This window comes from Vibrio diazotrophicus, assembly GCF_038452265.1.
GTDB lineage: Bacteria > Pseudomonadota > Gammaproteobacteria > Enterobacterales > Vibrionaceae > Vibrio > Vibrio diazotrophicus.
Genome location: NZ_CP151842.1, coordinates 2218387 through 2232645 on the forward strand (window position 1 = coordinate 2218387; position 14259 = coordinate 2232645).

Below are 14259 nucleotides of genomic sequence, written 5' to 3' on the forward strand. Positions count from 1 at the left end.
AAACTGTATAGCCTGAATTCGGTTAGCTAAGCCAATTCGATCAGATAAATAACAACGCCGTTTTGCAATGCGTTATTAGATAGATGGCAGAACCAACATTAACAAATGTTCAAAAGCTGACAAAGAAAGATTAACCGTTAAACGGTCTACCCACACACCTCTGAAACATTTGTACAACATTTAAAACTCACCTTTACAACAAGTGGCACATCGATTGCTCAGATAGATAGCGCGCAATATATTTTTAAGGCTTATGCAAAGGCGCAGCTCTTTTTCCTACTCCTGTTAGTAAATTGGTTAACGATTTAAGTCTCTTTAGATAAGTGGTTTATATGGCTAACTAAATACGGTATCTCTCACAACGCCTTAACTATTAAGCAGTTGCGCTTGAGAGGAACTCATTATGTTGTTCACATTAACGGGGTATATATGTTTGGTAGAAAAACAAAATTAGCATTGCAAAATGCAAATGAAGAAATTGCAAAACGCGATTCGCTTTTATCTTCAATTCAAAATAGTGTGGCTGTAATCGAGTTTACTCCAAGTGGAAAAATCATTTCAGCTAACTCTCTATTTCTTGATGTGGTTGGCTATCAACTCAGCGAAATTGCAGACAAGCATCATTCCTTGTTCTGTAGTGAAAACTACAGTAAATCAAAGGAATACTCGCAATTCTGGAAAGATATCGCCAACGGAGTTCCTCAATCAGGAGCTTTTGAACGCATTAATAAAAATGGCGAGACAATCTGGCTGGAAGCGACATATTTCCCAGTCAAACATTCAGGGAAAGTCGTCAAAGTGATGAAAATCGCTTCAGATATTACAAAACGACGTATTAAAGATGAAGCTCAAACCAACTTAATCAAAGCTTTGAATCGGTCTCAAGCGGTGATTGAGTTTGATCCTTCTGGAAAAATTCTTGATGCAAATGAAAACTTCCTGCAAGTCTTTGGTTACAAGCTAGAACAAATTAAAGGGCAACATCATAGAATGTTGTGTAACGATGATTTTTATATTGAAAATCCACGCTTTTGGGACGACCTAAATAAAGGGACTTATAAATCTGGGCAATTTCTACGTAAAGATAAATATGGGAATGATATTTGGCTTGAGGCGACCTATAACCCTGTCATTGACCGTTTTGGCAAGGTAACTAAGATCATTAAATTTGCTACAAATATAACCACTCAAGTGAGTAAAAACTTAGCTGTTGCAAAAGCTTCAGAAGTCGCATTGTCCACTTCTGTAGAAACTTCGCAAATCGCTAAAGAAGGAGCTTCACTGTTAAATGATTCGGTAGCACTGTCGACACAAATTGCCGATGATGTTCGAGTTACAGTAGAAAAAGTCCAAATGCTGAATGTTCAATCTCAGAACATTTTTTCAATCGTATCAATCATTAATGGAATAGCGGAACAAACCAATTTACTGGCTCTGAATGCTGCAATAGAAGCAGCTCGTGCCGGAGAACAAGGTCGAGGATTCGCTATCGTTGCTGACGAAGTTCGTTCATTGGCATCAAGGACCAGTAAGTCTACATCCGAGATTACCCATGTAATCACGGCAAACCAAAAATTGACTGAAGACTTAACTTCTGCAATGGAGTCCGTGGTTGACACTTCCAGTAAAGGTAAAGACAAAATCACTGAAGTATCAGCAGTGATGGACGAAATATACCGTGGCGCAGAGAATGTTTCGAAAACGGTGATGCAACTGTCTGAAAGCTAAACATGGCTTCCATCAACCACAATAATTCCAGCACCTAAGTTTGGACTTACGATTTCTGAATATCAGACCGTAAGTCCCTGCTAGGTCAATGAAGAATAGTATTTACGCTTCATTCTTAGGGCTACGTTAACTAATGCGATTAGCACAGGAACCTCTACCAAGGGACCAATGACACCAGCAAAAGCTTGATCAGAGTTTAAACCGAACACTGCGATGGAAACAGCGATAGCAAGTTCGAAGTTATTCCCAGATGAAGTAAAAGCGATTGATGCGTTCTGATCGTAAGGAATACCTAATCGTTTTCCTAAGTAGAAACTCGCAAAAAACATCACCATAAAATAAATGATAAGTGGCACTGCTATTCTGAAAACGTCCATTGGCAACTCAATGATCATCTCGCCCTTTAGACTGAACATCAGCACTATAGTCGCCAAAAGCGCAATAAGTGTAATTGGTGAAATAAGAGGAATAAACACATCGTTGTACCACTGCTCACCTTTTGCAGACACCAACAACTTACGGCTTAAGAAACCAGCTAGGAATGGGATACCTAAGTAAATGAGTACACTCTGAGCAATATCCAGAATTGTCACATCCACAACAAAACTTTCCAGTCCAAAGTAAGGTGGTAAAACAGTTATAAACAACCACGCCATAAAACTGTAAGTCACAATTTGAAATGCACTATTCAAAGCAACTAACGTCGCTCCATATTCTTTGTTACCGCCGCTGATATCATTCCACACCAAAACCATCGCAATACAGCGAGCGAGGCCAATAAGGATTACCCCTACCATATAGCCCGGTTGATCTCTCAGGAAAATGATGGCAAGGGTAAACATCAAAATCGGTCCGATAACCCAGTTCATAACTAATGAAAGTGTTATTGCTCTCTTGTCACGAGTCACTTCTCCCAACAGGCTGTAATTCACTTTTGCTAAAGGTGGATACATCATTAAGATAAGGCCAATAGCCAGAGGAATATTCGTTGAACCCACAGACATAGTCTCGTTCCACTCTGCGACTTGAGGGAACAATACTCCAATGCCTACGCCGATAGCCATCGCAAGAAAAATCCACAGCGTTAAATACCGGTCCAGAAAACTCATTTTTTGGGAGGCACTGGCCTCCTCACAACCTACGATGTTACTCATAGAATCCCCTTCAAATTAAACTAATTTGTAAATATGTTTTGTACCGATATTAGCTAACCGTGCCATTTGAACACGACTTACTTTTGATACTGTCCAGTTCTAACTCAATTAGCGATAGATTGTTTTGCAACGTAAGCTCCAACACTTGTTTAATCCAAGGTTCTATATTGGGATTAACTCGGTAATAAACCCACTTTCCTCGACGTTCATCAAGAACGAGGTCATGTTTTCGCAACTCTGCAAGATGTCGTGAGACTTTCGGTTGACTAAGATTAAGCGCTTTCATCAGGTCACATACACACAACTCCCCCAGCTTCTGCATCAAAAGCATAGATTTAAGACGAGTTTCTTCTGAAAGTGCTTTGTAGAGAGATATTGGATAAGACATAAAAAGATTTCAGCTTCTATTACATACGAAATATCATATATGTTCTTTTCCATATATGTCAATTTTAAAAGCTAGATAATCTGGTCGTCACAAACAAGTATCCGTAGACTATCGTCCTAAAAAGGCACATAAGGCTTGATTAAAAACCTCTGGCTGATCCATTAAAGGTAAATGCCCAGCGTCTTGTATCCGAATAAGTTCCGCATTAGGTATTGTCTGGTTAGCTCTTTCACCATATTCGCTAGAGAACAGCCTATCGTTTTCCCCCACTATTACGAGGGTTTGATGAGTTATTTGAGCTAGTGAATCCTCCGGAATTGCTGATACCGCTGCCCCTCTACCTTGAGTAAAAGCCTTTTTACCACCAGGCTTTTTCAGTACTTCAATAGAATAGTAAATATGACTCGGGTCTCTACTCTCTGGACGAGATAATAAATATTGAGAATTAAAACGACTTGAGAGCAAAGATGGAAAACTGTTCATCCAAATCATTCCTAGCATTGACCAAAACGAAGGCCGTGCGCCTAATCCTCCTGAGTTAACAAGTACTAACTTATCCACCATGTCTGGATTGTCTAATGCAAACTGAATAGCAATAGCACCTCCTTGACTTAATCCGACAAGGTGTACTTTTTCCTCGCCTAACTCCGATAAAAATGCTTTCAACCAATCCGAAAAATAAGCTCGGTCATAAAGTGCGTCTGGCTTATCCGACTCTCCATAACCGACAATATCTGGAGCTAGAACACGAAAATTTCTAGCAATGGCATCTATTGACGGATACCAAGTGACCGCTCCTGCGCCTGCTCCATGCAGTAATACAACGGGAAAACCGTCTCCAGTAGTTAAATAGGTCGTCCTGATCGAATCACAGGTCAACGCCTTTTTAACTACAGGCCGACCCATTTTTTCAATCAGTTTTTGTCTGTGATTAATCTTTTTCATCACATGCTCCTATTTAAAACAATCTGAAACACTAGAGCTTCAGCTTATTGATGATGACTTGCAGCGTAGACAGTTCTTCTTGATCCAATAGAGAAAATATTGAGTCGGCAGTGTGTTTAACAGTAACTAGGGCATCTGTTAGCACTTCATGACCAACATCCGTCAAAACCACCAAACTTTGGCGCGCATCTCTGGGATTACTCTCTTTGAAAACTAGATGATTTTTTTCCATAGGTAGCAATACCCTTGTTACACCAGATGCAGTAAGTCCTATTTTTTCAGCCAAATGCACACGACTCAGTTTGCTTTCATAGGCTGAATGCAGATGATACATGATGGTAAATTCAGTGAAGCTAACCCCATGAACACTAAGGGATAAGTCCAATTTTTTACTTAGCAGTGAACCTATAAATGCCTGTTGCGTGATAATTGAAATATTGTCCACTTCTGTTCCTCTCGCTTATTTAATCATTGCAAGATACTTGATTACTCAAGCATCTTGCAAGTTTTATTTCTGGCTATTTATAAAGCGAAATATCACTTAGAGGTAGAAATGCCTGTCATGTCATTAGCTATAAAGCAATAGGAACCTAGGTAAGAAAGGGAAAGAAGCACAGCCATTAAGGCATTTGTTCTGCGTAGAAGACTGATGCTGGAACAAGAATTAGCTTGTCCAGATCTGAGTTAGCAACACGGGGAATTATGAATGTCTAATTAGCTAAAATAGCAGAGGGGATACGATTTCCCCCTCTGCATCAATGGAAGCACTATGGCTTACTGAACTTTACTTAGATCGACGATTGGCTCATGCACTTGCTGCACTTTTTTACCATTCAGAAGTTGATTCACATCTTTAACCGCACTATCCACTTCTGCTGAAGAAGACAATACCGTATACGTTAGATCAAAATGTTTGCTTTCTCCTGAATGAATCGTCGGGACTAGGCCCAGAGGACGTTGGAACTTGGTGTTGTAGGCGTAACTGGTACCAGGTTCAATTCCCGTAACATAACCTTGCTGTAAAGTATCTGTGTTTTTCCAAATCGTCAGAACTGGCAATTGGCTGGTATTGTATTGCATTGATACACCTAAGTTGCCCGCCTTGTTATGTAACACAGCTAATGTGTTTCCACTCTTATCTGCGACAGGTTTTAGATTGTAAACCATCTCATCATACCCTTTAGTTGGGCCTAGGTAAGTTTGCCAATCTTTCAAGCCTTTATCTGCGTAGCTATTAAAGGGAGAAATTTCACTGGCAGCGGCATACACTTTTGCACCTTTTTCTAATATTGGGCTGCCAAAGTTAGAGTGATAAATAATTTGGTATTCATCGTCGTAATCAGATTTATTGGTCAAAGTATCATTGAGCGAGAAGCTGTTTTCTCCCGGAGTAATAGAAAACGATGTTTTTGTTACTAGCTCTGCTTTTTTAAACGTTCTTTCCGACACTTCACCTTCAACAGTAATAGTGTGTGGAGCCTCGTCGCTAATAATGACTTTTATTGTCGAGCTAGGGGTATTTTGAGCCCGACCATGCAAGCTAAGTAGTTGACCATTGTCATCTACCCCTGGATGCCCCGTCCATTCATAACCACAACGCACCATCATTTCGTTGAAGCCATCCAACCAACCGAGCCCGTTACGACTTTCCAAATCAATGTAGGCTGGGTTCACAATTTCTTTTACTGGCGAGTCCCAGCCTAACACTCGTTTGCCATCTTTCTTAACGTCAAAAATCCCCATACCTCTGGTTGGTACTAAGGTCACTTCCAGCTCACTATTCTTTATGACAATAATGTCAACGCCTTCTTGCTTACCGCCATGTAAGCGCACTTTTTCTATGCTAAAAGGGATATTTCCAAAACCAAGCTTTTGGTTCGTAATTTCCCAATTTTCAACATAAGTATTCGTTGCGGTATCGGTTAGGGTAAATTCTGCTGCTGTAGCATAAAGCGGTGCAACCAAAGTAAGAGCTGCAACAAGTGGTTTTATTTTCATAGTTTGATCCTTTAAATAATTTTTCTGACATTTAAGCTGAATCGTTTCAGCTATCAAAATTGCAGACAAAAGATTTAGGATCAAAGTGCTGAACAAATAGATGTGATTCAGTTCATCGAACTGGTCATTTTTTAGCCTATTAATGTTTGATGAATCACGTTCAGCACTAACTGATTGATTTATAAATAGTAATATAACGACGTTGAAATGTTATTTTTTAGAATCGAATTATACCTTGGGTAATAGTCAAAAACTTAGGTTCGATGGCTCTGCAATAGACATTAGCGTTTTAAATAATGCTGATATGTGTATTTTTCGGGATTTAGGCTTGTTCTCGTATACTCAAAAATCCTTCCATCTTTCAGTTTTCCAACTGAATGGATACGAATCAGAGGTCGATCTGGCGACACATCTAAAGCTGCGCAAATATTTTCGTCCGGCATAATCGCTTCAAAATCTTGAATTGCGCCGTCAATTTTAAAACCCAAATCTTGTTCTAAATATTTGTATTTAGACCCTTCTAGCGAAAGAAGATTGATTTGTGGGAACAAGGCAACAGGCATATAAGAGTCTTCGTAAATCGACGGGATATCATCAATCAACTTAATACGACGGATAAAATACACCTTTTCTGAAGGAGCTATTTTTAAGAAATTGGCTATTTTTTCATCCGGAGACATCAACTGAAATTCCACAACCTTATAAACCAGTCGCTTATCCGAATCCGCAAGCATTTCTTTGGTAGTGACCAGGTTCGACATGGAATTGGCCATCGCTTTACTGATCACGCTGGAACCTGAACCTTGGCGTGTTTCGACCAATCCAAGTTTAACAAGCTCATCAATCGCCTTGCGTACCGTACTACGGCTGACTGAATAGTGTTCAATCAGTTCTTTCTCTGTCGGCAAGGAATCTCCAATTTGTAACTCATCCGAATCAATACGAGCCTTTAGATCCAGCATTACTTTCTTATACAGCATGATTTCCCCTTTGTTTGTTGCCAATAATTATTACATACAAAAGATACAAATCAATAACCAATTTAGTTTTATAAAACCCAAACATCCTTCTCATCACCACTCTAAAGTTGTCATTAATTTGTATCTATAAAAATAAATTGATCACGATCTATATTCTGTTAAGATTAATTTGTTATTTATTTGTCATTATGAATAATCACCAAAGCAAACATCATTACTAAACCAAAAAGAAACAAAAATACGGTGGTCATATGAACATAGAGAAGATATCCAGAGACTTGATTCCCTTATTGGGAGGGAAAGAGAACATTAGCAGTGCCGCTCATTGTGCCACTCGATTAAGACTTGTCCTCGTTGATGATAGTCAGCTAAACCAAGCAGAAATCGATAACGTTGAAGGTGTTAAAGGTTGTTTTGTCAACGCCGGACAAATTCAGATCATTTTTGGGACAGGGCTAGTCAACAAAGTGTATGCGGAGTTTGTTTCCCAGATCGGATTAAGTGAAACATCAAAGGCTGAGCTCACTAATATCGCGACACAAAAGCTGAATCCGTTTCAGCGCATAGCCCGACTTCTATCAAACATTTTCGTACCTATTATTCCGGCTATAGCATCAGCAGGTCTGCTAATGGGATTGCTTGGCCTTGTTCGTTCCAATGGCTGGGCAGCACCAGACAGTGCATTATTTATCATGCTCGATATGTGCAGTTCCGCTGCATTCATAATTTTGCCGATCCTGATTGGTTTTACCTCCGCTAAAGAATTTGGCGGTAACCCGTTCCTAGGTGCTGTTTTAGGTGGCATTCTGACTCATCCAGCGTTAACTAATGCCTGGGGAGTGGCTTCCGGCTACAACACCATGGACTTTTTCGGCATTGATGTGGCTATGATTGGCTATCAAGGAACGGTCTTTCCAGTGCTACTCGCTGCTTGGTTTATGAGTAACGTTGAGAAGCAGCTGCGCCGTATTGTTCCTGATTCTATCGACCTTATCGTCACTCCTTTTGTTACGGTCATCCTAACGGGTTTTGTCGCGTTGTTGTTTATAGGCCCTGTCGGCCGAGCACTCGGTGATGGCATCACTCTCTCACTCAGCTTTATCTATGAACACATTGGCTGGCTTGCTGGATTTTTGTTTGGCGGTACCTACTCAATGATTGTCATTACCGGTATCCACCACAGCTTCCATGCCATTGAAGCTGGCCTGCTAACCAACCCTGAAGTGGGAGTAAACTTCCTGCTACCTATCTGGTCGATGGCTAACGTGGCGCAAGGTGGTGCATGTCTTGCGGTAGCATTTAAAGCAAAAGATACCAAAGTTAAGGCCATCGCCGTTCCAGCTGGCATCTCCTGTATGTTGGGCATTACAGAAGCGGCTATCTTCGGTGTGAACTTACGCTATGGAAAGCCATTCGTTGCGGCACTTATTGGCGGTGCTTTGGGCGGTGCATACGTAGTATTAACCAAAGTCGGCATGACAGCGGTAGGAATGACAGGTATTCCGGGCATGGTTATCACGCAACCAGGTAGCTTGGTGAACTATATTATCGGCATGTGTATCGCCTTTGGTGGCGCATTTGTTATTTCTTACCTCATCTCTGCGGTTAACAAAAAATAACCACGAGTCATTCGTTTTCACTTTGAAATATAGATATAAGAAGAGATTTGTTTATGTATAAGATTTTTTATCAACCCGAAGGCCACTGGTTTGGCGACTGCATGCCCTATTGCGAAGATGGTGTGTTTTATCTTTACCACCAGCGCGATACTCGTAACCCAGGCCCGATGGGCGAACCTTTTGGCTGGTCACTTTGTACCACATCCGATTTTCGCCACTATCAAGAACATGGCACGGCGATAGAACATGGTTCAAATGATGATCAAGACCAATACATCTATGCGGGCAGCGTGTACCAAACATCCCAAGACACCTATACCGCTTTCTATACTGGTGCTAATAAAATTTTCAAAAAGAAAGGCATTCCTTCACAAAAGCTCATGCAGGCAACTAGCCATGATTTAATTAACTGGCAAAAGAATGGCAATGCAGAACAGATCGTTCCACAAGAAGGCTACGACGTATTTGCTTGGCGTGACCCTTTTATTGTCTGGAATGATGAGAAAGAAGAGTATTTGCTGGTACTCGGAGCCAGAGCCCCAGGTGATAACAGAGAACGTACCGGTCGCTTGGTTTCTTTTACCAGTAAAGATATGAACAAGTGGGACTTTCAAGGAGACTTCTGGTATCCGGGATTGTTCACAATGATTGAAATGCCGGAGCTATTTAAAATTGGCGAGTGGTGGTATCTGATTGTTTCTGAGTTCAGTGACAAAAACAAAATGATCTATCGAATGAGTCGTAGCCTTGATGGTCCTTGGATTGCACCTCATGACGATGCTTTTGACGGCAGAGCATATTATGCCGGCCGTACAGCGACAAATGGCACCAATCGTATTCTTTTCGGATGGGTTCCAACAAAAGAAAATGATGACGATTTGGGCAATTATGAATGGGGAGGCACTTTCGTTCCTCAAGAAGTTTACCAACGACCAGACTACTCACTGGGCGTAAAACCGGTTAAATCAGTGCTGGATGCATTTTGCGTCAAGACAGCATTGGCAGACGTCCATTTACAAACCATTGATACCCATAAAACACAAATTCTCACTGAGAACAGTTCAACCTGTTTTACTCTTGAAGCAACGGTGAAAATTGCAGAAGGTACTCGTGGATTCTCTATTTTCATTTATGGGAATGAACTCGAAGAAGCGTATGAATACCGTTTTTCACTCAACGAAAAACAGCTTACTTTCGACAAAACACCGAACTGGCCTTGGTTCCAGTATATGAATAAGGGATTGGAGCGACCAATTAATCTACAAAATGATACCGAGTACAAACTGTCTATCATCGTTGATGACGATATCGCAGTTCTGTACATCAGCGGCACGGCACTGAGTGTTCGAATGTATCAAAAACCGGGCACAAAACTTAGTTTCGGAGTCACAGACGGTGACATCGAGTTAACTAATATTGTGCTGTCCAAACTGGAACAATAACAACTAACAGTGATGGTCATCTGACAGCCGGATGACCATCTAAATTTAAGTTTGTTTAATACATTTCGAAATCAGCATAAGCAAAACTTAGGTGCTCCGAGTCCTAGAACATGATCGAGGACTTCCTCAATCGCGATATTGGACAATTTATCCAATCGAATATCACTTTCGTCTCGTCAATGAAGGAACGAAGGTGAGTCAGTCCATAAGCAGAACACGATCTCACCTAAGCTTCAGATTTGGTTCCCCTGTACTATTGGCTATCAAAACTGGGAATTATTTAAAATCCATCTCTGCCTTACAATCCCAACGCTTTTGCCAACCAATACAATAACGACAGCCCCAATCAGAACTGGACTAATCAAAAATCCCCAGCTTTGTCCCGACAACATAATTAGCAGTGGATTAGCGCCCGCTGGTGGATGCGTTGTTTTCGTTACCAGCATCAGACTAACCGCTATTCCTGTGGCCAAAGCTAGCCATATAGGCGACACGCCAACAAACTGAACAAAAAACACCCCAACGAAAGCCGTTAGCAAATGTCCTAGAATTACGTTTTTTGGCTGAGCCAATGGGCTATCTGGAACGCCAAACACCAGCACCGTGGTCGCACCAAATGGCGCCATCAATAAAGCGATGTCGTAAAAAGTATGATCAAAATAAGACAATGTACCGATAGCAATACTTGCTCCAACCCCTGCAATAATTGACAAAATAATACTGTTCATATGTAGTTGCTCTCCTTTTAGTAGACCACTCTGTCTACATTTATAAAATAGACAGAGTGGTCTACTTATGTCAACATAGTTTTCAAAGGAGCGTGCATATGAGTAAAAAACGTCAGATATTAGTTGATACAGCGTTAGAGCTTTTTTATCGAAACGGAATCAATACCATAGGGATCAATGAAATTCTGAAATCCGCTGGTGTGGCGAAAAGAACGTTGTATACGGATTTTGATAGCAAAGAGGCGCTGATATTAGCGGCTTTACACCAACGTCATGAACGTTTTATTGACTGGCTAGAAAGCAAGCTTTCCGATTCAGACTCCGATGCCCGTGTCATCGAAAACTTATTCAATTCGTTAGCCAGTTGGTTTGATAATCAAGAACCTGCGTTGGGAGATTTCAGAGGGTGTTTTTTTATAAATACATCCGCAGAGTTTAGCGATACTAGTTGTGAAATTTCTCGTTTCTGTAACCAGCACAAACTGCAAGTACGCCAAGTAATTCAAAGGCATCTTCACAGCAAAGATCCGATATTATTAGAATCAATATGTGTGCTAAAAGAAGGAGCCATTACCACGGCATATATGAGTGGTGATAACCACACAGTGATAGCCCATTGCCTTGAGATATTAAAAGTACTTCAAGAACGCTTGAACCAACAAGTTCAAAGTAAATAAGAGATAGGCTTGTATTCTGACGAGTTACGTTAGGATAGATGAATGCTGATTGAGAATAAAAAAAGAGATTTGCGTGTTTTAGATGGGTGGAAGCCCCAGCCACATCCCGGCACACACGTCATTCGCTGTGGCTGCTTCCTTCCGGACCTGACCAGGTTTACGAACTAGTGTTGCGGGAGGACCAGGGCCCCCATAGAGCATCTTTGGTTTGTGCCAAAGAGTGGGAAGGATTATCAAGCATCGACTTCATCATTGCAAGCCTAAATCCTAGTAATGTCTTTGATTGTGAACCAATTGGACACCAATTAAACAAATCGAGTGCATTGGATTCGTTTATCGATGTCTCATTCGAATCGGTGTTACTACATTTCTTTGATGTTTTGTCACATACATCGCTTGATCGGTTTGGTGCAACACTTCTTGCAGAGACATATAGCTATCTCGATCTGTTGAAACGCCCATAGCCACTGTCACATCAAAACTCACATCACGCTCAACATCAACAAACACGAATCGTTGCAAATAAGCTTGGATTTCTTCCAACTGGTCACGTTTTATATTACCAACCAAAATAAATTCGTCACCACCAATTCGGTAAGCATGCCCTTGCCACACTTGCTGGATTCTATGAGCAAGTTGCTTTAGTACCTTGTCTCCGATTTCGTGTCCGTAACTGTCATTGATTTGTTTGAAATGGTTTAGGTCGAGATAAACAACGGATATTTTACCTGCTAAGCCTCTACTGTATCTGCGATACAGAGCTCGACGATTACACAATTTGGTTAAGTTATCGGTATTTGATTGTTTGTGTAGATATAAAGCAACGATAACTAATAGGCCAAATGCGGTCGCAAATAACCATTGGCTATGACGAGTGAAGCGCTTTTCAACCACTAAGGTGGCACGCCAGTCGGGCTGATAATCATACGTTTTTATGATTTTCTGCGTATCCATCATTTTAATAGCGCGGCTAAATAGTGATGCTAAAGATTCACCCAAAGGGGTTTTGGTAAAACCGATAGCGACATCAAACTTATAGAAGCCGCCAATCATTGAATCCTCAACAAAGGGCAACAACTGATCGGATTCACGTAAAAAGAGATTAAAATTGCCTCGGCTCATAACAATGTAGTCAACCTTCTCTGTCATAAGCCCTTCAATCAATTCTTCTTGAGTGAGAAATGTTTCGAGTTCCTTGCGCGGCAGCATTCGATGCAGCAAATCTGCAAAGAAGTCGTCTTTGATTACACCAATACGTTCTGCGATTAGTTCAGACACATTGCTGTATACAAAATCCTTGTAACCTTCTCTTTTGATCATCACGGCTTCAGGATGGTAGTAGCTCTCGCTGAAATTAACGATGCTCTTACGCTGCTCGGTGATAGTCAGTGGGGCAATAATATCAATGTGTTGCTGGCGAATATCGTTGTACATGCTCTCCCATGTTTCATTAGCTTTACTGGCTAACTCACACTTCAACAGCAAAATGTCGCAGGCACGGAAAACGATATCTGCACTGATACCACTGACGCCACCATCCGGATGATAAATGGCATAAGGGCTGACGTTTTCCAACTTCACTTTCAGCGGTCGCTGAATGCTCAAACCACTGTCTATCACTGCTTGGCGTAACGCATGCTTACGAATATCAAACTGATATTTTTGGATAGATTCACGAAGCAACTTCTGTACTCGTGCGGAATGAACGTAACGTTCGATTTCAAGCAGTAGTTCTGTGTTTTCACCTTTTGGTGTCACGATAGATACAGGCTGAATAGAGATTCTGTCGTTAAGAAGCTGAGCATCAAACCCCGCTAATAGCATCGGCTTTAGTTGATTTATCGCATCTACTACACCATCAACTTTGTTATTTTTAAGTAGCGATTTCGCTTCCGCTGAACCGTAGTAATCAATCAACTCAATATTGGGATAATTTTGAAGAATTAAGTCTCCATAAATCGTTCCCGCAGGTACCCCTACTTTATTCATATCTTCCAAATGGTGATTGGTTTTACTAAATAGATAGGTGTATTCAATGTTGGTCGGGCGAGAAAAATCGAAACGCTCGGCACGCTCAGGGGTATAAGTCACATTCGCTGCGAAGTCACTGATCCCAGCTTCAACAGATTTTAGAATGGCGTCAAAGCTCGAATAATTCACATATTCAATATCGATATTAAAGCGATATGCGACGTCATCAAAAATAACGCGCGACACTACATCGTCAGCTTCAGTCGCGACGAAATAGACTTTATGTGAATCATTTGTATTAGCGGCAAGTGCTTGCGAAGAACACAAAAGCACCAACAACCAACCGCAAATGTGCATGGCTCTGGACATAGACGTTGTTATTAATAGTTCTTATTTTTTATATGGAATAATAGTATCGAAACTGACTTTGATTGCATAAAGCTTTTTGCAATCCGTACGGCATATTTTTGCACTAGATTTGATTTTAATCGCTGTCTTTTCGTTCAACCTGCTCATAAGAACAGCGCAAAATAGAATCCGTTAACCAAGTCGTCGCGAACAAGTTTACCTAAGCTACCAATACAAAGTCGGGTACCGCGGTGTTTACATTCACTAACATTGCAGTACTG

General features: G+C 41.0%; 12 protein-coding genes and 1 other RNA gene. 4 read left to right on the plus strand and 9 right to left on the minus strand.

Going from position 1 to position 14259, the window contains the following annotated elements; genetic code table 11:
* Window positions 1-429: 429 nt before the first annotated feature.
* Window positions 430-1728, plus strand: a complete 1299-nt coding sequence (locus AAGA51_RS10070) for a methyl-accepting chemotaxis protein (protein ID WP_042490167.1) — start codon at window positions 430-432, stop codon at window positions 1726-1728.
* Between the two features lie 80 nt (window positions 1729-1808).
* Here the strand turns inward: AAGA51_RS10070 and arsB are convergent, their stop codons facing one another.
* The 6 genes from arsB to AAGA51_RS10100 all read right to left on the minus strand — a co-directional run bounded on the left by arsB (window position 1809) and on the right by AAGA51_RS10100 (window position 7193).
* Window positions 1809-2882, minus strand: a complete 1074-nt coding sequence (gene arsB / locus AAGA51_RS10075) for an ACR3 family arsenite efflux transporter (protein ID WP_042490165.1) — start codon at window positions 2880-2882, stop codon at window positions 1809-1811.
* Between the two features lie 49 nt (window positions 2883-2931).
* Window positions 2932-3270 carry a metalloregulator ArsR/SmtB family transcription factor gene (locus AAGA51_RS10080; RefSeq protein ID WP_042490163.1) on the minus strand — a complete coding sequence of 113 codons (339 nt, stop codon included), beginning with the start codon at window positions 3268-3270 and terminating at the stop codon, window positions 2932-2934.
* A 108-nt stretch (window positions 3271-3378) separates the two neighbouring features.
* Window positions 3379-4215 (minus strand): alpha/beta fold hydrolase, encoded by an 837-nt coding sequence (locus AAGA51_RS10085; protein ID WP_042490161.1) that lies wholly within the window; start codon window positions 4213-4215, stop codon window positions 3379-3381.
* Between the two features lie 31 nt (window positions 4216-4246).
* A complete protein-coding gene (locus AAGA51_RS10090; protein WP_042490159.1) occupies window positions 4247-4660 on the minus strand; it encodes a MarR family winged helix-turn-helix transcriptional regulator in 414 nt (137 codons plus the stop codon).
* A 329-nt stretch (window positions 4661-4989) separates the two neighbouring features.
* A complete protein-coding gene (locus tag AAGA51_RS10095) occupies window positions 4990-6213 on the minus strand; it encodes an aldose 1-epimerase family protein (protein ID WP_042490156.1) in 1224 nt (407 codons plus the stop codon).
* A 281-nt stretch (window positions 6214-6494) separates the two neighbouring features.
* Window positions 6495-7193 carry a GntR family transcriptional regulator gene (locus tag AAGA51_RS10100; protein WP_042490154.1) on the minus strand — a complete coding sequence of 233 codons (699 nt, stop codon included), beginning with the start codon at window positions 7191-7193 and terminating at the stop codon, window positions 6495-6497.
* Window positions 7194-7444: 251 nt separating this feature from the next.
* Between AAGA51_RS10100 and AAGA51_RS10105 the strand changes: the two genes are divergently transcribed.
* Complete coding sequence (locus tag AAGA51_RS10105; protein WP_042490152.1) at window positions 7445-8812, plus strand: sucrose-specific PTS transporter subunit IIBC; 1368 nt, start codon at window positions 7445-7447, stop codon at window positions 8810-8812.
* Between the two features lie 53 nt (window positions 8813-8865).
* Window positions 8866-10254 (plus strand): GH32 C-terminal domain-containing protein, encoded by a 1389-nt coding sequence (locus AAGA51_RS10110; protein WP_042490150.1) that lies wholly within the window; start codon window positions 8866-8868, stop codon window positions 10252-10254.
* A 263-nt stretch (window positions 10255-10517) separates the two neighbouring features.
* Here the strand turns inward: AAGA51_RS10110 and AAGA51_RS10115 are convergent, their stop codons facing one another.
* The gene (locus tag AAGA51_RS10115; RefSeq protein WP_042490148.1) at window positions 10518-10982 is read right to left on the minus strand and encodes an HPP family protein; all 465 of its coding nucleotides are present in this window, start codon (window positions 10980-10982) and stop codon (window positions 10518-10520) included.
* A gap of 98 nt (window positions 10983-11080) precedes the next feature.
* On the opposite strand from AAGA51_RS10115, the gene AAGA51_RS10120 reads away from it, so the two are divergent.
* A complete protein-coding gene (locus tag AAGA51_RS10120; protein WP_042490146.1) occupies window positions 11081-11659 on the plus strand; it encodes a TetR/AcrR family transcriptional regulator in 579 nt (192 codons plus the stop codon).
* A 90-nt stretch (window positions 11660-11749) separates the two neighbouring features.
* On the opposite strand, the gene ffs is transcribed toward AAGA51_RS10120, so the two are convergent.
* Together ffs and AAGA51_RS10130 are read right to left on the minus strand one after the other, a co-directional pair.
* An RNA gene (gene ffs, locus AAGA51_RS10125) (signal recognition particle sRNA small type) lies at window positions 11750-11846 on the minus strand.
* A 146-nt stretch (window positions 11847-11992) separates the two neighbouring features.
* Window positions 11993-13999 carry a GGDEF domain-containing protein gene (locus tag AAGA51_RS10130; RefSeq protein WP_042490145.1) on the minus strand — a complete coding sequence of 669 codons (2007 nt, stop codon included), beginning with the start codon at window positions 13997-13999 and terminating at the stop codon, window positions 11993-11995.
* Between the last annotated feature and the right edge of the window lie 260 nt (window positions 14000-14259).

What these genes read in the sequence shown, in the direction of transcription:
- AAGA51_RS10070 (WP_042490167.1), top strand. Translation starts at nt 430, where the DNA reads ATGTTTGGTAGAAAAACAAAATTAGCATTGCAAAATGCAAATGAAGAA.
- arsB (WP_042490165.1), bottom strand. Translation starts at nt 2,882, where the DNA reads ATGAGTAACATCGTAGGTTGTGAGGAGGCCAGTGCCTCCCAAAAAATG.
- AAGA51_RS10080 (WP_042490163.1), bottom strand. Translation starts at nt 3,270, where the DNA reads ATGTCTTATCCAATATCTCTCTACAAAGCACTTTCAGAAGAAACTCGT.
- AAGA51_RS10085 (WP_042490161.1), bottom strand. Translation starts at nt 4,215, where the DNA reads ATGAAAAAGATTAATCACAGACAAAAACTGATTGAAAAAATGGGTCGG.
- AAGA51_RS10095 (WP_042490156.1), bottom strand. Translation starts at nt 6,213, where the DNA reads ATGAAAATAAAACCACTTGTTGCAGCTCTTACTTTGGTTGCACCGCTT.
- AAGA51_RS10100 (WP_042490154.1), bottom strand. Translation starts at nt 7,193, where the DNA reads ATGCTGTATAAGAAAGTAATGCTGGATCTAAAGGCTCGTATTGATTCG.
- AAGA51_RS10105 (WP_042490152.1), top strand. Translation starts at nt 7,445, where the DNA reads ATGAACATAGAGAAGATATCCAGAGACTTGATTCCCTTATTGGGAGGG.
- AAGA51_RS10110 (WP_042490150.1), top strand. Translation starts at nt 8,866, where the DNA reads ATGTATAAGATTTTTTATCAACCCGAAGGCCACTGGTTTGGCGACTGC.
- AAGA51_RS10115 (WP_042490148.1), bottom strand. Translation starts at nt 10,982, where the DNA reads ATGAACAGTATTATTTTGTCAATTATTGCAGGGGTTGGAGCAAGTATT.
- AAGA51_RS10120 (WP_042490146.1), top strand. Translation starts at nt 11,081, where the DNA reads ATGAGTAAAAAACGTCAGATATTAGTTGATACAGCGTTAGAGCTTTTT.
- AAGA51_RS10130 (WP_042490145.1), bottom strand. Translation starts at nt 13,999, where the DNA reads ATGTCCAGAGCCATGCACATTTGCGGTTGGTTGTTGGTGCTTTTGTGT.